Below are 20,824 nucleotides of genomic sequence, written 5' to 3'. Positions count from 1 at the left end.
CCCCAGGAGCACCCCCATGACCACCCCGAGCGACCCCCCTGCTCCGCTGACCCCCGCCCAGCAGGACGCCGCCTTCCGGCCCTCCCACACCCCCGCCACGCCCTGGCCCGTCCTCGCGCAGGCGCTGGCCGAGGCGGGGATCGCGGCCCACGTCCACGGCGCGGCCCCGGCCGACGGCGTCACGGGGGTCAGCCTCGACTCGCGTGTCGTGCGCCCGGGCGACCTCTACGTCGCCGTTCCGGGGGCGCGCGCCCACGGTGCGGCGTTCGCGGCCACGGCGCTGGAGGCCGGCGCCGTCGGCGTCCTGACGGACGCGGCGGGCCGCGCGCTCCTGGCGGGGCAGGGCCTGGCCGACGTCCCGGTGCTCGAGGTCGACGCCGTGCGCACCGCCGCCGGCACCGTGGCGGCCCGCGTCTACGGCGGCGGGGGCGACGCCGGCCCGCGCCTGGTCGGCGTGACCGGCACCAACGGCAAGACCACCACGAGCTTCCTCTCCGCCGCCCTGCTCGAGGCCCTGGGGCGCCGGTCGGGCATCGTGGGCACGATCCTGATCCGCGCGGGGGAGCGGGAGGTCCCCTCCACGCTCACCACGCCCGAGGCCACCCAGCTGCACGCCCTCATGGCGCTCATGCGCGAGGAGCAGGTGGACACCGCCGTCATGGAGGTCTCCTCCCACGCCGTGGCGTACCAGCGGATCGCCGGCCTGCGCTACGCGGTGGCCGGGTTCACCAACCTGACCCAGGACCACCTGGACATGCACGGCTCGATGCAGGAGTACTTCGCGGCCAAGGCCGGTCTGTTCGACCCCGCCCGCACCGACCACGCCGTCATCACGCTCGACGGCGGCGAGGGACCCCGCTGGGGCGTCGCCATGGCCCGGGCCGCCGGCGCTCCCGTCACCACGCTCGCCCTCGGGCCGGCCGCGCCGACGCCGGGCGCCCTGGCCGAACACGACCCCGGCCTCCGGGCTGACTGGGAGGTCGCCGAGCTCGCGCCGGACGGCCTCGGCCACCGTTTCACCCTGCGCCACGCGGCCACGGGCCGGGAGCTGCGGGCCTCCGTCGGTCTGCCGGGCCGCTTCAACGTGGCCAACGCGGCCCTCGCGGTCCTGCTCGTGCTGCACGCCGTGGGGGAGGAGCACCTGGACGCGCTCGCCGCCGTCCTGGACGTGCCCGCGGGCGAGGGCCCTCTGGCCGCCGCCGTCCCGGGGCGGATGGAGGTCGTGGGCCGCGAGCCGGACGCCGTCGTCGACTTCGCGCACAACCCGGACGGCATGGTCCAGGCGCTGCGCTCCCTCGCCGACGCCCGGGCGGCGGCCGGGACGCGCGGCCGCACCCTGATCGTGTTCGGCTCCGCCGGCGACCGTGACCGTGACAAGCGGCCCGTGATGGGCGCGATCGCGGCCCGGGCGGCGGATGTGGTGATCGTCACCGACGACACCCCCCACTCGGAGGACCCGGCGCCGATCCGCGCCCACATCCTGGCCGGCGCCCGCGCCGAGGCCGACCGCATCGCGCGGGAGGAGGGCCGCACGGTCGTGATCGAGGAGGTGGCCGACCGTTTCGCGGCCATCCGCCGCGCCGTGGAGCTGGCGGGGCCGCAGGACGGCATCCTCCTGGCCGGCCGCGGGCACGAGACCACGATGGACTACGACGGCGAGCTCGTCCCGCTGGACGATCGGGTGGCCCTGCGCGAGGCCCTGGCCGCCGGTGCCGCTGTGGCCTCCGCCTCGGTCTCCGGCCCAGTCCGCGAGGGTAAGGTCATCGAGTCATGATCGCTCTCACCGCAGCCCAGATCGCCGAGGCCGTGTCCGGCACGCTCTCGGCCACCCTCGACCCCGCCACCGTGCTGGTGCACGTCACCCCCGACTCGCGGGAGGTCACCGCCGAGGGCACGCTCTACGTGGCGAAGCCGGGGGAGCGCGCCGACGGCCACGACTTCATCGACACCGCGCTGGGCGCCGGCGCCGCCGCTGTGCTCGCCGAGCGCGCCACGCACGCCCCCGACGGCGCCGCGCACCCGGCGATCATCGTGGAGGACGCCGTGCTCGCGATGGGCGCGCTCGCCCGGGAGGTCGTGCGCCGCGTCCGGGAGCACTCCCCGACCACCGTCATCGGCATCACCGGCTCGGCCGGCAAGACCACCACCAAGGACCTGCTCGCCGCGCTGCTGGCCACCCAGGGCCCCACCGTCGCACCGGTCGGCTCGTACAACGGCGAGGTCGGCGTGCCGCTCACGGTGTTCCGGGCGGAGCTGGACACGCGCTTCCTCGTGGTCGAGATGGGCGCGGACCACGTCGGCAACATCGCGTACCTCTGCGACATCGTGCGCCCGGACATCGGCGTCGTGCTCATGGTGGGCACCGCCCATGCGGGCAGCTTCGGCGGCGTGGCGAACATCGCGCGCACCAAGGGCGAGCTCGTGGAGGCCCTCGGCCCCGACGGCGTCGCCGTCCTCAACCTCGACGACGAGCGTGTCGCCGGCATGGCGGCGCGGACCGCCGCCCCGATCACCTGGTTCACCGCGGACGAACGGGGCGTCACCCGCGCGGCCGAGGACGTGGCCGCCGGCCGCGCGTCGGGCCTCGTCGCCGCACGGGACGTGCGATCCGACGACCAGGAGCGCCCCGTCTTCGACCTGCAGGTCGGGACGGATGAGGCCGCCGTGCGGCATCCGGTGGCCTCCGGACTGACCGGCCTGCACCACGTGCACAACGTGCTGGCCGCCGCCGCGGCCGCCCACGCCGCCGGCATGGACCCGGCCGAGATCGCCCGTGGTCTCGACGGGCTCGGGCCCGCCAGCCGCTTCCGGATGGAGCGCACCGACCGCGCGGACGGCGTCACGATCATCAACGACGCGTACAACGCCAACCCCGAGTCCATGCGCGCCGCGCTCCGAACGCTGGCCACCCTCGGCCGCTCCAGCGGCCGCCGCACCTGGGCCGTCCTGGGGGAGATGCTCGAGCTCGGCGATGCCCGCGTCCGTGAGCACACCCTCGTGGGCGAGTCCGTGGTGCGCCTGAACATCGCCCAGCTGCTGGTGGTGGGCGCCGGAGCCCGGCCGCTCTACATCGGCGCCCTCAACGAGGGCAGCTGGGGCGAGGAGGCGCACTTCGTCGACGACGCCGCGCAGGCCGAGGCGTTCCTCGCCGAGCACCTGCGCCCCGGCGACCTCGTCCTCGTCAAGTCCTCCAACGGCGTCGGGCTCGCGGCCCTCGGCGAGCGCCTCGCCACGGCCGACGCCGTCGCCGCCCCCTCCGCCTCCCCGAAGGAGTCCCGACCGTGATCGGACTGCTCATCGGCGGCGTGCTCGGCCTGGTCCTCTCGGCCGCCGGCACCCCGCTGTTCATCCGGTTCCTCGTCAAGCGCGGATACGGCCAGTTCGTCCGCGACGACGGCCCGACCACCCACAAGACCAAGCGCGGCACGCCCACGATGGGCGGCGCGGTCATCATCGGCTCCCTGGTGCTGGCGTACCTGATCACCCACGGGCTGCTCGCGGTGCTCGGCGTCGACTTCGGCGGGCCCACGGCCTCCGGCCTGATCCTGCTGCTGCTCACGGTGGGCATGGCCTTCGTCGGCTTCGTGGACGACTTCACGAAGATCACGAAGCAGCGCTCGCTCGGCCTGACGCCGCGCGGCAAGATCATCCTCCAGGCCCTGATCGGCACCGCCTTCGCGGTCCTCGCCCTGAACTTCCCGGACGAGCGGGGCCTGACCCCCGCCTCGACGGCGATCTCCTTCGCGCGGGACATCCCGTGGCTCGACCTGGCCTTCGCCGGACCCGCGATCGGCGTCATCCTGTTCGTGATCTGGTCGAACCTCATCACCACCGCCACCACGAACGCCGTGAACCTCACGGATGGCCTCGACGGGCTAGCCACGGGCGCCACCGCCATGATCACGGGCGCCTACGTCCTGATATCGCTCTTCCAGTCGAGCCAGTCCTGCGCGCTCGAGGGCACCCGCGGCTGCTACGAGGTCCGCGACCCCATGGACCTCGCCCTGCTCGCGGCGATCCTCACGGGCAGCCTGCTGGGCTTCCTCTGGTGGAACACCTCCCCGGCCAAGATCTTCATGGGGGACACCGGCTCCCTGGGCCTGGGCGGCGCCCTGGCCGGCTTCGCGATCTTCACGCGCACCGAGATCCTGGTGGCCGTGCTGGCCGGCCTCATGGTCGCGATCACCCTCTCCGTCATCATCCAGGTGGGCTGGTTCAAGGTCTCCGGCGGCAAGCGCGTGTTCCTCATGGCGCCGCTGCAGCACCACTTCGAGCTCAAGGGCTGGGCCGAGGTGACCGTCGTGGTCCGCTTCTGGCTGCTGTCCCTGATGTGCGTCACCGTGGGGCTCGCGATCTTCTACGGCGACTGGCTCATCCGCCAGGGCGGCCTCGCGGGGGTGACCCCGTGACCGGCCCCGCGTCCGACGCCGCGCCCGCACCGGTGCGCCGGCCCCGCGCCGACACCGCCCGCACCGCCGACCTCACGTCCTGGGACGCTCCGGGGTGGGCCGGCCTGCGTGTCGTCGTCACGGGCCTGGGCGTCACCGGCTTCTCCGTGGCCGACACCCTGGCCGAGCTGGGCGCCGCCGTCGTGGTGGTGGACGGCGACGACGGGCCGGAGAACCGGGCGCGCGCCGAGACCCTGCGGATCGTGGGGGTCCGCGAGGTCCTGCTGGACCGGGCGGCCACGCAGGCGCTGCCCGAGGTCGACGGCGCCGCCGCGGACCTCGTCGTGACCTCCCCGGGCTGGCGGCCGGACCAGCCGCTGCTGATGGCCGCCCACGCGGCGGGCCTGCCGATCTGGTCCGACGTCGAACTCGCCTGGCGGCTGCGCGAGCGCGCCGGCCGGAAGACCGCCGACTGGGTGTGCCTGACGGGCACGAACGGCAAGACGACGACCGTGACGATGGTCGAGGCCATCCTGCGGGCGGACGGCCGTCGAGCGGTGGCCTGCGGCAACGTCGGCACCCCCGTGCTCGACGCGATCCGCGACCCGCAGGGCTTCGACGTGCTCGCCCTCGAGCTCTCCAGCTTCCAGCTGCACTGGACGCACGGCCTGGCCCCGGCGTCGTCTGCGGTGCTGAACCTGGCCGAGGACCACGTGGACTGGCACGGCTCGATGGAGGAGTACGCCGCCGCCAAGGGCAAGGTGTATGCGAACACGCGGGTGGCCTGCGTGTTCAACGAGCAGGACCCGCTGACCCGCACCCTCGTGGAGCGCGCGGACGTCCAGGAGGGCTGCCGCGCGATCGGCTTCACCACGGACACCCCGGGCCTGTCCGACATCGGCGTCGTGGACGGGATCCTCGTGGACCGTGCGTTCCTGGACAACCGGCGCCACGAGGCGATCGCCCTGGCCGAGCGCGCCGACCTGGGCCCGGTGGCGCCGCGCCACACCATGGCCAACGCGGCCGCCGCGGCGGCGCTGACCCGGGCCGTCGGGGTGAGCCCCGCGGCCGTGGCCGAGGGCCTGCGCTCCTACGACCGCGGGGAGCACCGCATCCAGCTCGTGGCCACCTCCCGCGACATCATGTGGGTCAACGACTCCAAGGCGACGAACCCGCACGCCGCGGACGCGTCGCTGGCGGCGTTCAGCTCCGTGGTGTGGCTGGCCGGCGGCCTGCCCAAGGGCGTGACCTATCACGAGCTGGTGGCCGCGCACGCCCACCGGCTCCGGGCGGTGGTGCTCCTGGGCAGGGACACCTCGGCCCTGCGCGCTGCCCTGGCCGCGCACGCCCCGGACGTCCCCGTCCACGCCCCCCTCGCCGCGGCCGACGGCACCGGCCCCGCCGACGGCGCGGCCGTGATGGCCGAGGCGGTGCGCGTGGCCGACGGCCTGGCCCGCCCCGGTGACACCGTGCTCATGGCGCCCGCCGCGGCGTCGATGGACCAGTTCCGCTCCTACGCGGCCCGCGGCGACGCATTCATCGAGGCCGTCGCCGGGCTGATGCGCGAGCACGGCTGGGACGTGCACGACGACGCCGCCCCCGACACCGACTGACCCGCCGCCCACCCGACCGTCTCGCTTCCCCCGTGAGGAGGGCCATGTCCCCGATCGAGCTCCGCCCGGTCCGCCCCCGCGCGGACGACGACGCCCCCGAGCACCGGGAGCGGCTCCTGCACCGGATGTGGCGGGTCCTCGAGGGTCGCCGCGCCCTCGACCTGTCGGTCCTGCTCATCAGCGGCTGCACCGCCCTGCTCACCGTGCTGGGGCTCGTGATGGTGCTCTCCTCGTCCTCCGTCGAGGCGATCGGCACCGGCGGCGGCTCGTACGCGCTGTTCCTGCGCCAGAGCGCCTGGGCGGTGGCGGGCGTGGCGGCCCTGCTCGTGTTCTCGCGCCTGCCGGTGCGCGTCTTCAAGGCGCTCGCCTGGCCGGCGTTCGGCGTGGCCGTGATCCTGCTCGCGCTGGTCGCGTTCTCCCCGCTCGGCGTCACCGTGGGCGGCAATCGCAACTGGCTGGGCATCGGCGGGTTCCGGATGCAGCCCTCCGAGGCCGCCAAGCTCGCCCTGGCCCTGTGGGCGGCGGCGGTCCTGGAGCGCAAGCACCGCCTCGTCACCCAGGTGCGGCACGCGCTGATCCCGGTGCTGCCCGGCGGCCTGCTGCTGCTGGGCCTGGTGATGGCGGGCAGCGACCTCGGGACCGCGATCATCCTCGCGATCGTGCTGGCCACGGTGCTGTACGTGGCCGGCACCCACTGGGGGGTCTTCCTCACCTTCCTGGCGCTGAGCGTGCTGGGCATCCTGGCCCTGACCCTCCTCGCCCCGCACCGCATGGTCCGGGTTCAGGCCTGGATGGGGGACTGCTCGGACGCCACCGACCCCTGCTTCCAGCCGGCGCACGGGATGTACGCCCTGGCCTCGGGCAACTGGTGGGGCGCGGGCCTCGGCCAGTCCCGCCAGAAGTGGAGCTACATCCCGGAGGCCGAGAACGACTTCATCTTCACCATCCTCGGCGAGGAGCTCGGGCTCGTGGGCACGCTGGTGGTGCTGCTGGCCTACCTCGGCCTGGCGATCGGCATCTACCGCGTCGCCGCCGGGACCACGTCCACGTTCATCCGCCTGTCCACGTGGGGGATCCTGGCCTGGCTGGTGGGTCAGGCGTTCGTCAACATCGCGATGGTCTCCGGGGTCATCCCCGTGGTGGGCGTCCCGCTGCCCTTCATCTCCTATGGTGGTTCCGCGCTCACCCTGTCCTTGAGCGCGGTCGGCATCGTGCTGGCCTTCGCCCGTCACGAGCGCCGCCGTGCCGCGCAGCCGGACGCCCGCCCGCAGGCGGACGAGCCGGACACCGACCCCCTCCCCGTGATCCCCACCCCCGCCCTCCAGGAGCCCCGATGACGCAGACCTCTCATCCCTCCGGACCCCTGCGGGTGGTGCTGGCCGGCGGCGGCACCGCCGGCCACATCTCCCCGATGCTCGCGATCGCCCGCGCCCTGGAGGGCGACGGCGGCGGACCCGTCGAGTGCACCATGGTCGGCACCGCCTCCGGCATGGAGACGCGTCTCGTCCCCGAGGCGGGCTACGAGCTCGACCTGATCGACCGGGTCCCGATGCCGCGCCGCCCGTCGATGGACGTCGTCCGCTTCCCGGCCCGCATGCGCGCCGCGGTCGCCACGGCGGCCCGGATCCTGCGGGACCGGCGCGCCGACGTCGTCGTGGGCGTGGGCGGCTACGTCGCCACGCCCGTGTACCTCGCCGCGTTCCGGGCCGGTGTGCCCGTGGTGGTCCACGAGGCCAACGCCCGCCCCGGCCTGGCCAACCGCATCGGCGCCCTGCGGGCCACGCACGTCGGCACCGCCCTGCCGGACACCCGCCTCCGCGGCGCCCGCTGGGTGGGCATGCCGATGCGCCCCGAGATCTCCGGCCTGGACCGGGCGGCCGCCCGCCGTGCCGCCCGTGAGGCCCTCGGCCTGGACCCGGACCGGACCACCGTCGTGGTGACCGGCGGCAGCTCGGGTGCGCTGGCCGTGAACCGCACCGTGCGCGCCGCGCTGGGCGACCTCCTGGACGCCGGTCTGCAGGTGTTCCACCTGACCGGTCGGGACAAGGCCCTCACCGAGGACGACGGCAGCCTGCTGGTCCGGGACGGCTACGTCCAGCGGGAGTACTTGGCGGGCATGGAGCAGGCCTACGCCGCCGCCGACCTGATCGTGGCCCGCTCGGGCGCCGGCACGGTCTGCGAGGTGTCCGCGGTCGGCCTGCCCGCCGTCTACGTCCCCCTGCCCATCGGCAACGGCGAGCAGGCGCTCAACGCCCGCCCCGTGGTGGAGGCGGAGGGCGCGCTGCTCGTCCGTGACGACGCCTTCGGGCGCGCATGGGTGCAGCGTCAGCTGATCCCGCTGGCGACCGACCCCGAGCGTCTCGCGCGCATGGGGGAGGCGGCCGCCCGCTTCGGCGTCCGGGACGCGGACGTCACCATGGCCGGCCTCGTGCGCTCGGCCGCCCAGGAAGGAGCCCGGCGATGAGCCGAGACGAGAGCACCCGTCCCGCGGCCGAGGGCCGCTTCGCCGACCTGGGCCGCGTGCACCTGCTGGGGATCGGCGGCGTCGGCGTGTCGGGGGTCGCCCGCATCCTGCAGGAGCAAGGCGTCGCGGTGTCCGGCTCCGACGCGAAGGACCTGCCCGTGATGCGCGAGCTCGCCGCGGGCGGCGCCCGGATCACGGTCGGCTACGACGCGGCGCACCTCGGCCGGGACGTCACCACGGTGATCGCCTCCTCGATCGCCGGGCCGGGCAACCCGGAGCACGACGCCGCCGTGGCGCGCGGACTGCGCGTGCTGCACCGTTCCGAGGGCCTTGCCCTGGCCATGCGCGGCCACCGGGTGCTGGCCGTCGCCGGCACGCACGGGAAGACCACCACGTCCTCCATGGCGGCCATGGCCTTCTCCGACGCCGGCTGGGACCCCACGTTCGCGGTCGGCGCCGCCGTCGCCGGGCTCGGCACCAACGCCAGGGCGGGACAGGGCGAGTGGTTCATCGCGGAGGCCGACGAGTCCGACGGCACCCTGGTGAACTACCCGAGCACGATCGGGATCGTCACGACCGTGGAGGCCGACCACCTGGACCACTACGGGACCGAGGAGGCGGTGCACCAGGTCTTCCGGGACTTCGCGGGCGGGTTGCCGGCCGCCGCCCAGGGCGGGGTCCTCGTGGCCTGCCTCGACGACGCCGGCGCGGCGGACCTGGCCGCGTGGGCCCGGGAGCACGCGGCCGCCGACGTCGTGACCTACGGCTCGGCGCCCCGTGACGGCGTGGCGCCGGACCTGCTGGTCACCGACCTCGCGGTGGAGCCGGGCGAGACCGGAGTGGGCCAGCGCGCCACGTTCCGGATGGCGGACGGCCCGGCGCGCACCCTGCACCTGCAGGTGCCCGGCCGGCACAACGCGCTGAACGCCGCCGCCGTGGTCCTGGCCGCCGTCCGGGCGGGCATGGCCTTCGAGGCCGCCGTGCGGGGCGTGGAGGCCTTCCGGGGCACGGCCCGCCGCTTCGAGTTCCGCGGCGCCGCGCGCGGCGTGCGGGTCTTCGACGACTACGCGCACCATCCCACGGAGGTGGCCGCCGCGGTCTCCGCCGGCCGTGCCGTGGCCGCCGACGCCCGCGTGCACGTCCTGTTCCAGCCCCACCTGTTCTCCCGCACCCGGGACTTCGCCGCCGAGTTCGCCGCCGCCCTCTCCGGGGCGGACGCGGTGCGCGTGCTGCCCGTGTACGCGGCTCGGGAGGAGCCGATGCCCGGCGTCGACTCGTCCCTCATCGCCTCCCGCCTCACCACGGGCGCCGCCGAGGACCGTGTCGTCGCCGAGGACCGCGCCGAGGCGGTGCGCTCGCTCGCGGCGGGCGCCACGGCCGGCGACGTCGTCCTGACGATGGGCGCGGGGGACGTCACCGCCCTGGGTGCGGACGTGCTGGCCGAGCTCGGCCGGGACGCGGCGCCCGGCGTCGCCCACCCGTGAGGCTCGGCCGCGGGACGTCGCCGGTCGCACCGCCCGGGGCCGACGCCTCCACCGTGGTCCGATTCCCGGGCCGCACCGCGCGCCGGCGCCGCGCTATGCGCTGGGGTGTGGCGGCCGCGGTGCTCGCGGTGCTGACCGCCCTGGGCTGGGTCGTGTTCTTCTCGCCCGTGCTCGCGGTGGACCGCGTCGAGGTCACCGGCACCCGCCATGTCTCCGCCACCGACGTCCAGGAGCGCCTGGAGCCCGTGTACGGCGTGCCGCTGTCCTGCGTCGGCGCCGGCCGTGTGGGCGAGCTGGTCGGTGGTCTGCCCGGAGTGGCCGAGGTCCAGGCCGTGCCCCGCCTGCCCACCGGCCTGGAGGTCGTGGTCCGGGAGCACGAGGCACGGGCCCGGCGGGATGGCGGCGACGGCGTGCAGCTGCTGCTCGCGGACGGCACCGTCCTGACGGGAGTGCCGGAGGAACGGCTCGAGGGCGAGGACCTCCCCGCGTTCTCCGAGGAGCTGCCGCAGCGGGCGCAGGAGGAGCGCGCCGAGGTGGCCGAGGTGCTGGCCGCCCTGCCGGAGTCCGTGGCGGATCGTGTCGAGACGGCCGACTCCCGGGGCCCGGGCCAGGTCCGTCTGGCGCTCGAGGGCGGGGTGACCCTGGTCTGGGGCGACGCGCAGGATGCGGGCCTCAAGGGGTCCGTGGCCGAGGCGTTCCTGGCGGACGAGCGGCACGGGTCCGCGGAGGGTGGCGTCGCCGAGATCGACGTCTCCGTGCCCACGCGCCCGATCACGCGCTGAACCGGGGCCGCAGGAGTCTCCAGTAGAACGTGAAGGTGAAGGTCGGGGCGCGGGGTCTCGCGCGCGTCGGGGTGCCAGTACCGCGGCGGCTGGTCCTTGGAGCCTCACGTGAAGGTTGATGCGGAGGCCGCCTTTTCCGCGTGGACACGCCGTTTTCTTTTGCACGTGACGCGGGCCTCCCAGTACGGTGGACTCGAACGCGCGCGAGGCTCGCTTCACGCTGTGCTTGAAGGTGTCCACCCCGGGTGGCCGCCGATCACCGGGGCGATGTGCCTCGCGCTGACCTCTCGAGATCTCGAACAAAGGGAACCAACACCGTGGCTGCACCCCAGAACTACCTGGCCGTCATCAAGGTCGTCGGCATCGGCGGCGGCGGCGTGAACGCCGTGAACCGCATGATCGAGGTGGGGCTCCGCGGCGTGGAGTTCATCGCCATCAACACGGACGCCCAGGCGCTGCTGATGTCGGACGCGGACGTGAAGCTGGACGTGGGCCGCGAGCTCACCCGTGGACTCGGCGCGGGCGCGAACCCCGAGGTGGGCCGCCAGGCCGCCGAGGACCACGCGGAGGAGATCGAGGAGGTCCTGCGGGGCGCGGACATGGTGTTCGTGACCGCGGGCGAGGGCGGCGGCACCGGCACGGGCGGGGCGCCCGTCGTGGCCCGCATCGCGCGCTCGCTCGGCGCCCTGACCATCGGCGTCGTGACCCGTCCGTTCACGTTCGAGGGCCGCCGTCGCGCCGGCTCCGCCGAGGCAGGCATCGACGCCCTGCGGGACGAGGTCGACACCCTCATCGTGATCCCGAACGACCGCCTGCTGTCCATCTCGGACCGCAACGTCTCGGTCATGGACGCCTTCCGGCAGGCGGACCAGGTGCTCCTCTCCGGCGTCCAGGGCATCACCGACCTGATCACCACCCCGGGCCTGATCAACCTCGACTTCGCGGACGTGAAGTCCGTGATGCAGGGCGCGGGCTCCGCGCTCATGGGCATCGGCCACGCGCAGGGCGAGGACCGCGCCGTCAAGGCGGCCGAGCTGGCGATCGCCTCGCCGCTGCTCGAGGCCTCCGTCGACGGCGCGTACGGCGTGCTGCTCTCCATCCAGGGCGGCTCCGACCTCGGCCTCTTCGAGATCAACGAGGCCGCGCGCCTCGTCCAGGAGGTCGCCCACCCGGAGGCCAACATCATCTTCGGCGCGGTCATCGACGACGCCCTCGGCGACGAGGTGCGCGTGACCGTGATCGCCGCGGGCTTCGACAAGGTGGACGTCACCTCCGCCCCGGCCGCCCCGCAGGCCGCGCAGCAGCAGGCGGCCCCGCAGCGGGCCGCGGCCCCCGCGCAGCCGCAGCCCGTCCCCGCCCAGCCGCAGCAGGCCGAGCGCCCCGCCGTGCGCGGCACCGTGCCGCTGGCCCCGCAGGAGCAGCAGCCGCGCCGCCAGCAGGACCTGCCCACCGTGGTGGAGCCGGACCTCGGCGCCGGGTCCTCGGACCTGGACGTCCCGGACTTCCTCAAGTGACGGCCGCGGGGGGGCCGGCCGGGACCGCACGGGTCCCCGCCGGCCCCTTCGTGCACCGCGAGACCGTCCGCACGGCGACGGGCGCCGTGCACGTGGCCTGGACGTCCGTGGCCGCCGGCAACCTCGCGCTGCACGTGGTCCCGCCGGACGAGGCCGAGGGGCCCGCTCGCGTCAGCGCCGCCCGTCGCGCCCTGGAGCGCGTGATGGGGGTCCCCGAGGGCGCCACGCTCTATCTGGACCAGGTGCACTCGGCCGACGTCGTGTGGGCGGACGGACCCGGGCGCGGCGGTGCCCCGGCCCCCGTGGCCGACGCCGCCGTGAGCCGCGACGGGTCCCGGCCGCTGGCCGTCATGGTGGCCGACTGCCTCCCCGTGGTCGTCGTCGACGAGACGACCGGCGCGACCGCCGTGGCCCACGCCGGGCGGCGCGGGCTGCTGGACGGCGTCCTGGAGGCGACCGTCGATCGGCTGCTCTCCCTGCGCCCGGAGACCGACCGGACCGGTCCCGGCCTGCGCGCCTGGATCGGCCCCGGCGTGTGCGGCCGCTGCTACGAGGTGCCCGCCGCCATGCGCGGCGAGGCCGCCGCCCGCCTCCCGGCGACCGCGGCCACCACGTCCTGGGGCACCCCCGCCCTCGACCTGCCTGCCGGCGCCGCACAGGTCCTCCGCGCCCGCGGGGTGGCCACCGCGACGATCGACGTGTGCACGCGCGAGGACGAACGCCTGTTCTCGCACCGCCGGGCGCCCGGTGAGGGCAGGTTCGCCGGCCTCGTCTGGCACACCGACCCCGACGCCACCACCCCGAGAGGAGAGGCATGACCGCCCCCGCCACCGCCGGGCCGACCCCGACGGACCCCCGCACCCGGGAGATCGCCGACGCGCTCGCCGCGGTGCGCGCCCGCCTCGCCGACGCCGCGCGGGACGCCGGGCGCGAGGCGGAGCCCGCGCTCGTCGTCGTGACCAAGACCCACCCCGCCGAGGACGTCGTGCGCCTCGCCGCCCTCGGCGTGACCGACGTGGGGGAGAACCGCGACCAGGAGGCCCGGCCCAAGGCCGAGGCCGTCGCCGCGGCCCTGGGGGCGGACGCCCCGCGCTGGCACTTCGTGGGCCAGCTGCAGACCAACAAGGCCAAGTACGTGGTGCGCTACGCGTCCGTGGTGGAGTCGGTGGACCGACCCGAACTGGCCGAGGCGCTCTCGCGAGCGCTCCTGCTGCGGCGCGAGCGCGAGCCCGAGGCCGCGATCCCCGACCTGGAGTGCCTCGTGCAGGTGGACGTCGACGACCGCGCCGACGAGGACCGCCCCGAGGGGATCGGCCCGCGCGGCGGCGCCCGCCCCGAGGACGTCCCCGCCCTCACGGACGCCATCGCAGGCCTGCCGGGCCTGCGGCTGGGCGGGCTGATGTGCGTGGCACCGCGCGGCCTGGACCCGGAGGACGCGTTCCGCCGCCTCGCCGCACTCGGCGCGCACCTGCGGCAGACGCATCCGGAGGCCACCGCACTGTCCATGGGGATGAGCGCGGACCTCGAGGCGGCCGTGCGCGCCGGGGCGACACAGGTGCGCATCGGCTCCGACGTTCTGGGGGCGCGGGACGCGGTGGGCTAACGTTGACCCCGCGCGTCCCGGCGGGACGCGACAGGACCGTGCGGACGCACGCGCACCGACGACGAACGACGGCGGCCCCCGGGGCCGGAGGACGTGGTGAAGGAAGACTCATGGCTGGCGCCCTGAAGAAGACGATGATCTACCTCGGCTTGGCCGACGGCGACGAGTACGACGAGCAGCCGCGTGCCGCCGAGCGGGAGGCCGCGCCCCGACACGAGGTCGTCGAGGCGCGCCGCCCCGCGGAGCCGGACACCGACCCCCACATGGAGGCCGTCCGCCCGGCTGCGGTCCGCGATCCCGAGCCGGCCGAGCGGCCGGAGCCCGTGACCCCGTCCGGCTCCACCGCGGCCGAGCCCGTCGAACCCCGGCGTCCGGCGCGTCCCGAGCCGGTCGACCCGGGCTACCGGGCCCCGGTGACCCCCATCAAGCGAGCCGCAGCGTCGTCTGCCGAAGGAGCCTCCGTGCACACCCTGTCCACCGTCCACCCCCGCTCCTACAACGACGCGAAGGCGATCGGCGAGTCCTTCCGCTCCGGCGTCCCCGTGATCATGAACGTGACCGACCTCGGTGAGAACGAGGCCAAGCGCCTCGTGGACTTCGCGGCCGGCCTCGTCTTCGGCCTGCACGGCTCGATCTCCCGCATCACCAGCAAGGTGTTCCTGCTGACCCCGGCCACCGTGGACGTCGTCGGCGCCGAGCAGGGCGAGTCCAGCGTAGCCGACTCCCCGTTCGACGGCGACTGAGGTGCCCATGCAGCTGCTCCTCGCCCTCGCCTACATCGCCCTGACGGTGGTGCTCGCGGCGCTGACCGTGCGGATCGTCCTGGACGTCACCCAGTCGTTCGCCCGCCACTGGCGCCCCACCGGGGCGGCCCTCGTGCTGGCCAGCGGCGTGTACGGGGCCACCGATCCATTGCTGCGCCCCGTGCGTCGTGCCGTGCCGCCGGTGAACCTGGGCGGCATCGGCCTGGACGTGGCCTTCCTCATCGTGTTCCTCGGCGTCGTGCTGCTGCGGGTCCTGGTGCTGAGCCTGGCCGGCGTGGCCTGACCCGCGGCCCGGGGCGGCTGTCGGCCCCGGTGGTAGTCTTCGCGGCAGGGTCGGCGTCGCCACTCACCGGCGCGCCGACCGCCGACGCGCCGGGCCGCCCGGCAGTCCCCGAGCATCGAGCAGAGAGCGAGACGGTTCCATGGCGCTGTCCTGGGAAGACGTGGTCAACAAGCAGTTCCAGCCCACGAAGTTCCGCGAGGGCTACGACCAGACCGAGGTGGATGACTTCCTCGACGAGATCGTGGCGGAGTTCAAGCGCCTGATCGCCCTCAACGAGCAGCTCGAGTCCGAGAATGCGGAGCTGCGCGCCGGCGGCGCCGCCCCGGCTGCAGACACCCCGGAGGCCGCCGAGACGCCGTCCCCCGTCGAGGAGCCGGCCCCGGCCGCCGCCCCCGAGGCCGCCGACGCGGCCGCGACCTCCGCCGCCGGCGTCCTGGCCATGGCCCAGCGTCTGCATGACGAGCACGTCGCCGCAGGCGAGCAGCGCAGCACCGAGCTCGTCGCCGAGGCCGAGGCCACCGCGGCCCGGCTCGTCAGCGACGCCGAGGAGCAGAAGGCCCGCACGCTCGAGGCCCTGGCCGAGGAGAGGGCCGGCCTGGAGGGCGAGGTCGAGCAGCTGCGCAGCTTCGAGACCGACTACCGCAGCCGCCTCACCTCCTACATCGAGGGCCAGCTGCGCGAGATCCGCGCCCAGAAGCGCGTCGAGCCCCCCACGCCCACGGCGTGAGCCGAGCCGTCGACGCCACGCCGGCCCCGCGATCCCCTCGCGCGGGCCGGCGAGCCGTGCTCACCGCCCTCGTCGTGGCGGTGCTGGCCTACGCCCTCGACCAGCTGACCAAGTACGCGGTCGAGAGCACGATGCAGCTGGGGGACTCCGTCGCGGTGATCCCCGGGGTGCTGCGCTGGCACTACATCCTGAACCCGGGCGCGGCGTTCTCCATCGGCGAGGACCACACCTGGGTGTTCACCGTCATCCAAGCCGTGGTGGCGGTGGCCGCCCTCGTGGGGATCGCCCGCGTGCGCTCGACGCCGTGGGCCCTGGCGCTGGGCGGGCTCGCCGGCGGCGTGCTCGGCAACCTCACGGACCGGCTGTTCCGGCCCCCGGCGTTCGGGCGCGGCCACGTGGTCGACATGATCTCCGTCCCGCATTTCGCGATCTTCAACGTGGCGGACTCGTTCATCGTCTGCTCCGTCATCGGCGTCGCCCTGCTCGTGATGACCGGCCGCCGCCTGGACGGCACACGGGAGGCGTGAGGACATGGGCATGAGACCGGGACTCACCGAGCGGCTCCAGGTCGCCGAGGCCGAGGCGGGCCGACGGGTCGACGCGGTGCTCGCCGACGCGTTCGGCGTCTCCCGCTCGCTGCTGGCGGACTGGTTCTCCCGGGGCCTGGTGCGGGCCGAGTCGCGCTCCGGCCGCCGAGACCGCGTCCTGGCCAAGTCCGCGAAGGCCGTGGCGGGGGAGACCCTGGCCGTCGACGTCCCCGACGACCCCGACCCCCTGGAAGTGAGGGCAGAGCGCGTGGACGCGCTGAGCATCCTGTACGAGGACGATGACCTGGTGGCCGTGGACAAGCCCACCGGCGTGGCCGCGCACCCCTCGCCCGGCTGGGTCGGGCCCACCGTGGTGGGCGCCCTGGCCGCCCTCGGCTACGACATCACCACCTCGGGCGCCCCCGAGCGCCAGGGGATCGTGCACCGGCTCGACGTCGGCACCACCGGGGTCATGGTCGTGGCCAAGACCGAGCGCGCCTACACGGCCATGAAGGACCAGTTCCGCGAGCGCGTGCCGGAGAAGGTCTACCACGCCGTGGTCCAGGGCATCCCGGACCCGCTGAGCGGCACCGTGGACGCGCCCATCGGGCGGCATCCCGGCCACCACTGGAAGTTCGCGGTGCTCGACGACGGCCGGCCGTCCGTGACCCACTACGAGACGCTTGAGGTGTTCGGCCGGGGCACCCTGCTCGAGGTCCACCTGGAGACCGGGCGCACCCACCAGATCCGCGTGCACACCTCGGCGCTGCGCCACCCGTGCGTCGGCGACCTCACGTACGGGGCGGATCCGCGCCTGGCGGCCGAGCTCGGGCTGACGCGCCAGTGGCTGCACGCCCACCGGCTGGCGTTCCCGCACCCGGTCACGGGGGAGCCGGTGACGATCACCTCCCCGTATCCGGACGACCTCGCCCACGCCCTGGCGGCGCTGCGCGGCGACGAGGACTGACCCGGCGCCGTCGACGTGACCCCCGTCCCGGTCCGGCCCCGCCGCCCGGGCACCACGAGTAGGCTGGTGCGGCCCCGCCGTCCTCCCCGTCGAAAGGCCCACCCCGCATGACCGTGTCCGCCGACGCCCGCCCCGACGCCGTGAAGGACGGCGGCTTCGTCCACCTGCACACGCACACCGAGTACTCCATGCTCGACGGCGCCGCGAAGCTGGACGACCTGTTCGCCGAGGCCCAGCGGCTGGGCATGGACTCGCTGGCCATCACGGACCACGGCTACCTCTTCGGCGCCTACGACTTCTGGTCCAAGGCGAAGGCGGCGGGCGTCAAGCCGATCATCGGGCTCGAGGCCTACGTGGCCCCCGGGCAGCAGCACCGCACGGACAAGGAGAAGACCCGCTGGGGCGAGCCCCACCAGCGGGGGGACGACGTGTCCGGCGGCGGTGCCTACACGCACATGACGCTGCTGAGCGAGACCACCGAGGGGATGCACAACCTGTTCCGGATGGGCTCGATCGCCTCGCTGGACTCGGTGTACGCCAAGTGGCCGCGGCTGGACCGGGAGCTGCTGAGCCAGTACTCGAAGGGCCTGATCGCCACCACGGGCTGCCCCTCGGGCGAGGTGCAGACGCGCCTGCGCCTGGGCCAGTACCGGGAGGCGATGCAGGCGGCCTCGGACTTCCGGGACATCTTCGGCAAGGACAACTACTACTGCGAGATCATGCACCACGGCCTCGACATCGAGCGCCGGGTGGTGACGGACCTGCGTCGGCTCGCCAAGGACCTGGGCCTGCCGTTCGTGGCCACGAACGACCTGCACTACACGCACGAGCACGACGCCAAGGCGCACGAGGCGCTGCTGGCCCTGCAGTCGGGCTCGAAGCTCAACGAGCCCAGCTACGACCAGGGCGGCTCCCGCTTCGCGTTCTCCGGCACCGAGTACTACCTGAAGTCCCCGCGGCAGATGCGCGAGCTGTTCGCGGAGCTGCCCGAGGCCTGCGACAACACGCTGCTGATCGCCGAGCGGTGCGAGGTCGAGTTCGACACGAAGGCCAACTACATGCCGGTCTTCCCCACGCCGGAGGGTGAGGACGAGACCAGCTGGCTCATCAAGGAGGTCGCCTCCGGTCTGGCCTACCGCTACCCGGACGGCGTGCCGGACCACGTGCGCAAGCAGGCGGACTACGAGCTGGACGTCATCATCTCGATGGGCTTCCCCGGGTACTTCCTCGTCGTGGCCGACTTCATCAACTGGGCCAAGGAGAACGGCATCCGGGTGGGCCCGGGCCGCGGCTCCGGCGCCGGGTCGATGGTGGCGTACGCGCTGCGCATCACGGACCTGGATCCGCTCAAGCACGGGCTGATCTTCGAGCGGTTCCTCAACCCGGACCGCGTGTCCATGCCCGACTTCGACGTCGACTTCGACGACCGCCGTCGCTCCGAGGTGATCGACTACGTCACCCGCAAGTACGGCGACGAGCGCGTCACCATGATCGTCACGTACGGCACCATCAAGACCAAGCAGGCCCTGAAGGACTCGGCCCGCGTGATGGACCAGCCCTTCTCGATGGGCGAGTCCCTCACCAAGGCGCTGCCGCCGGCGGTGATGGCCAAGGACATCCCGCTCAAGGACATCGAGGACCCCGCGGCCCCGCGCTACGGGGAGGCCGCGCCCTTCCGCGAGCTGATCGCGACGGACCCGGTGGCGAAGGAGGTCTTCGAGACCGCCAAGGGTCTCGAGGGTCTGAAGCGGCAGTGGGGCGTGCACGCGGCCGGCGTGATCATGTCCTCGGTGCCGGTGATCGACGTCATCCCGATCATGCGTCGTCTCCAGGACGGCCAGGTCATCACCCAGTTCGACTACCCGATGGCGGAGTCCCTGGGCCTGATCAAGATGGACTTCCTGGGGCTGCGCAACCTCACGATCATCTCGGACGCGATCGAGAACGTGAAGGCGAACCAGGGCGTGGACCTGGACCTGGAGACCCTCGACGTGGACGACCCGGCGGCCTACGAGCTGCTGGCCCGCGGCGACACCCTCGGCGTGTTCCAGCTCGACGGCGGGCCCATGCGTTCGCTGCTGAAGATGATGCGCCCGGACAACTTCGAGGACATCTCGGCGACCATCGCCCTGTACCGCCCCGGCCCCATGGGCGCGAACTCCCACACCAACTACGCGCTGCGCAAGAACGGGCAGCAGGAGATCACCCCGATCCACCCCGAGCTGGAGGAGCCGCTGCGGGAGATCCTGGACACCACCTACGGCCTGATCGTGTATCAGGAGCAGGTCATGGCGATCGCCCAGAAGGTGGCGGGCTACTCGCTCGGCCAGGCCGACATCCTGCGCCGCGCGATGGGCAAGAAGAAGAAGTCGGAGCTGGACAAGCAGTACGAGGCGTTCCACCAGGGCATGCTGGACCGCGGCTACTCGGAGGCCGCGGTGAAGGCCCTGTGGGACATCCTGCTGCCCTTCTCGGACTACGCGTTCAACAAGGCGCACTCGGCCGCCTACGGCCTGGTCTCCTACTGGACGGCCTACCTCAAGGCGCACTACCCGGCGGAGTACATGGCGGCGCTGCTCACCTCGGTGGGCGACGACAAGGACAAGCTGGCCATGTACCTCAACGAGTGCCGCCACATGGGCATCACGGTGCTGCCCCCGGATGTGAACGAGTCCCACCTGACCTTCACCCCCGTCGGCCGGGACATCCGCTTCGGCATGGGCGCCGTCCGCAACGTGGGCGCCAACGTGGTCAAGGGCATGGTCCAGGGGCGCGAGGACGGGGGTTCGTACACGGGCTTCGGCGACTTTCTGGCGAAGGTGCCGCTCGTGGTGTGCAACAAGCGCACCATCGAGTCCATGATCAAGGCCGGCGCCTTCGACTCCCTCGGCTACGCCCGCCGCGCCCTGCTGGCCGTGCACGAGGAGGCCGTGGACGCCACCGTGGCGCAGAAGCGCAAGGAGGACCACGGCGAGTTCACCTTCGACCTGTTCGCGCCCGGCGGCGGCGACGAGGACGACTCCGACGCCGCGGACGGCGTCGCCGTCCCGGACCTGCCGGAGTGGGCCAAGAAGGAGAAGCTCGCGTTCGAGCGCGAGATGCTGGGCCTGTACGTGTCCGACCATCCGCTGCAGGGCCTCGACGGCGTCCTGGCCCAGCACGCCGACGTCCAGATCAGCCGCGTCCTCGACGACGACGGGCCCGCGGACGGCGCGATCGTCACCATCGCGGGCCTGATCACCACGCTGGAGCGCCGCATCGCCAAATCCTCGGGCAACGCGTACGCGCGCTGCGAGATCGAGGACCTCGGCGGCTCGATGGACGTCATGTTCTTCGGCCAGGTGTACGCGCCCATTGCGATGATGCTGGCCGAGGACCTCGTCGTCGCCGTCAAGGGCAGGGTGCAGCGCCGGGACGACGGGTCGGTGTCCCTGTCCGCGATGGAGCTGACCATCCCGGAGCTCTCGGACGGCCCCGGCGGCCCCGTGCGGATCACGCTGCCCGCGTTCAAGGCCACGGAGCAGGTCATGGGCCAGCTGGCGGACGTGCTGCGCACCCACGAGGGCTCCTCGGAGGTGCGGCTGTCCCTGGTGGGCCAGCGTGCCACGCAGGAGTTCCAGCTGGGCCCGCAGTTCCGGGTGAGCCCGAACCCGGCGCTGTTCGGGGACCTCAAGATCCTGCTGGGTCCGGCCTGCCTCGGCTGAGCGG

General features: G+C 73.9%; 17 protein-coding genes. All 17 read left to right on the top strand.

Annotation, left to right across the window (positions count from 1 at the left end; all coding sequences use genetic code 11):
• The first annotated feature begins 16 nt into the window (after window positions 1-16).
• Window positions 17-1,774 (top strand): Mur ligase family protein, encoded by a 1,758-nt coding sequence (locus tag MLUT_RS18335; protein ID WP_010078496.1) that lies wholly within the window; start codon window positions 17-19, stop codon window positions 1,772-1,774.
• Window positions 1,771-3,285, top strand: a complete 1,515-nt coding sequence (locus MLUT_RS18330; RefSeq protein ID WP_010078497.1) for a UDP-N-acetylmuramoyl-tripeptide--D-alanyl-D-alanine ligase — start codon at window positions 1,771-1,773, stop codon at window positions 3,283-3,285. The genes MLUT_RS18335 and MLUT_RS18330 overlap by 4 nt, the downstream gene beginning before the upstream one ends.
• Window positions 3,282-4,409: a phospho-N-acetylmuramoyl-pentapeptide-transferase gene (mraY, locus tag MLUT_RS18325; protein WP_012750918.1), complete on the top strand. Its 1,128-nt coding sequence runs from the start codon at window positions 3,282-3,284 to the stop codon at window positions 4,407-4,409. The genes MLUT_RS18330 and mraY overlap by 4 nt, the downstream gene beginning before the upstream one ends.
• Entirely contained in the window at window positions 4,406-6,001 is a 1,596-nt protein-coding gene (murD, locus tag MLUT_RS18320; RefSeq protein ID WP_012750917.1) for a UDP-N-acetylmuramoyl-L-alanine--D-glutamate ligase, read from the top strand. Before mraY ends, murD begins: the two co-directional genes overlap by 4 nt.
• Window positions 6,002-6,045: 44 nt before the next feature.
• The gene (gene ftsW, locus MLUT_RS18315) at window positions 6,046-7,338 is read left to right on the top strand and encodes a putative lipid II flippase FtsW (RefSeq protein ID WP_010078500.1); all 1,293 of its coding nucleotides are present in this window, start codon (window positions 6,046-6,048) and stop codon (window positions 7,336-7,338) included.
• The gene (gene murG, locus MLUT_RS18310) at window positions 7,335-8,465 is read left to right on the top strand and encodes an undecaprenyldiphospho-muramoylpentapeptide beta-N-acetylglucosaminyltransferase (protein ID WP_010078501.1); all 1,131 of its coding nucleotides are present in this window, start codon (window positions 7,335-7,337) and stop codon (window positions 8,463-8,465) included. Before ftsW ends, murG begins: the two co-directional genes overlap by 4 nt.
• Window positions 8,462-9,949, top strand: coding sequence for a UDP-N-acetylmuramate--L-alanine ligase (gene murC, locus MLUT_RS18305; protein WP_012750916.1), 1,488 nt, complete (start codon window positions 8,462-8,464; stop codon window positions 9,947-9,949). Before murG ends, murC begins: the two co-directional genes overlap by 4 nt.
• A 53-nt stretch (window positions 9,950-10,002) precedes the next feature.
• Entirely contained in the window at window positions 10,003-10,731 is a 729-nt protein-coding gene (locus MLUT_RS18300; protein ID WP_231936591.1) for a cell division protein FtsQ/DivIB, read from the top strand.
• A gap of 317 nt (window positions 10,732-11,048) precedes the next feature.
• A complete protein-coding gene (ftsZ, locus tag MLUT_RS18295) occupies window positions 11,049-12,245 on the top strand; it encodes a cell division protein FtsZ (RefSeq protein WP_012750914.1) in 1,197 nt (398 codons plus the stop codon).
• Window positions 12,242-13,063 carry a purine nucleoside phosphorylase YfiH/LACC1 family protein gene (locus tag MLUT_RS18290; protein ID WP_010078506.1) on the top strand — a complete coding sequence of 274 codons (822 nt, stop codon included), beginning with the start codon at window positions 12,242-12,244 and terminating at the stop codon, window positions 13,061-13,063. The genes ftsZ and MLUT_RS18290 overlap by 4 nt, the downstream gene beginning before the upstream one ends.
• Window positions 13,060-13,848, top strand: coding sequence for a YggS family pyridoxal phosphate-dependent enzyme (locus MLUT_RS18285; protein WP_010078507.1), 789 nt, complete (start codon window positions 13,060-13,062; stop codon window positions 13,846-13,848). The genes MLUT_RS18290 and MLUT_RS18285 overlap by 4 nt, the downstream gene beginning before the upstream one ends.
• 110 nt (window positions 13,849-13,958) lie before the next feature.
• Window positions 13,959-14,591 (top strand): cell division protein SepF, encoded by a 633-nt coding sequence (locus tag MLUT_RS18280; RefSeq protein ID WP_010078508.1) that lies wholly within the window; start codon window positions 13,959-13,961, stop codon window positions 14,589-14,591.
• 7 nt (window positions 14,592-14,598) lie between these two features.
• Window positions 14,599-14,895, top strand: coding sequence for a YggT family protein (locus MLUT_RS18275; RefSeq protein ID WP_010078509.1), 297 nt, complete (start codon window positions 14,599-14,601; stop codon window positions 14,893-14,895).
• A gap of 139 nt (window positions 14,896-15,034) precedes the next feature.
• The gene (locus MLUT_RS18270) at window positions 15,035-15,622 is read left to right on the top strand and encodes a DivIVA domain-containing protein (RefSeq protein ID WP_010078510.1); all 588 of its coding nucleotides are present in this window, start codon (window positions 15,035-15,037) and stop codon (window positions 15,620-15,622) included.
• Window positions 15,623-15,678: 56 nt separating this feature from the next.
• On the top strand, window positions 15,679-16,149 hold the full coding sequence (gene lspA, locus MLUT_RS18265) for a signal peptidase II (protein ID WP_010078511.1): 471 nt from the start codon (window positions 15,679-15,681) through the stop codon (window positions 16,147-16,149).
• A 4-nt stretch (window positions 16,150-16,153) separates the two neighbouring features.
• Entirely contained in the window at window positions 16,154-17,116 is a 963-nt protein-coding gene (locus tag MLUT_RS18260) for an RluA family pseudouridine synthase (RefSeq protein ID WP_012750913.1), read from the top strand.
• Between the two features lie 107 nt (window positions 17,117-17,223).
• Window positions 17,224-20,820: a DNA polymerase III subunit alpha gene (gene dnaE / locus MLUT_RS18255; RefSeq protein WP_010078513.1), complete on the top strand. Its 3,597-nt coding sequence runs from the start codon at window positions 17,224-17,226 to the stop codon at window positions 20,818-20,820.
• Window positions 20,821-20,824: the final 4 nt, after the last annotated feature.

The organism is Micrococcus luteus NCTC 2665 (genome assembly GCF_000023205.1).
Lineage (GTDB): Bacteria > Actinomycetota > Actinomycetes > Actinomycetales > Micrococcaceae > Micrococcus > Micrococcus luteus.
This window is presented reverse-complemented; position numbering and strand designations above follow the sequence as displayed.

Coding starts and splice junctions, on each gene's coding strand:
- MLUT_RS18335 (WP_010078496.1), top strand. CDS start 17: ATGACCACCCCGAGCGACCCCCCTGCTCCGCTGACCCCCGCCCAGCAG.
- MLUT_RS18330 (WP_010078497.1), top strand. CDS start 1,771: ATGATCGCTCTCACCGCAGCCCAGATCGCCGAGGCCGTGTCCGGCACG.
- ftsW (WP_010078500.1), top strand. CDS start 6,046: ATGTCCCCGATCGAGCTCCGCCCGGTCCGCCCCCGCGCGGACGACGAC.
- murG (WP_010078501.1), top strand. CDS start 7,335: ATGACGCAGACCTCTCATCCCTCCGGACCCCTGCGGGTGGTGCTGGCC.
- murC (WP_012750916.1), top strand. CDS start 8,462: ATGAGCCGAGACGAGAGCACCCGTCCCGCGGCCGAGGGCCGCTTCGCC.
- MLUT_RS18285 (WP_010078507.1), top strand. CDS start 13,060: ATGACCGCCCCCGCCACCGCCGGGCCGACCCCGACGGACCCCCGCACC.
- MLUT_RS18280 (WP_010078508.1), top strand. CDS start 13,959: ATGGCTGGCGCCCTGAAGAAGACGATGATCTACCTCGGCTTGGCCGAC.
- MLUT_RS18275 (WP_010078509.1), top strand. CDS start 14,599: ATGCAGCTGCTCCTCGCCCTCGCCTACATCGCCCTGACGGTGGTGCTC.
- MLUT_RS18270 (WP_010078510.1), top strand. CDS start 15,035: ATGGCGCTGTCCTGGGAAGACGTGGTCAACAAGCAGTTCCAGCCCACG.
- MLUT_RS18260 (WP_012750913.1), top strand. CDS start 16,154: ATGGGCATGAGACCGGGACTCACCGAGCGGCTCCAGGTCGCCGAGGCC.
- dnaE (WP_010078513.1), top strand. CDS start 17,224: ATGACCGTGTCCGCCGACGCCCGCCCCGACGCCGTGAAGGACGGCGGC.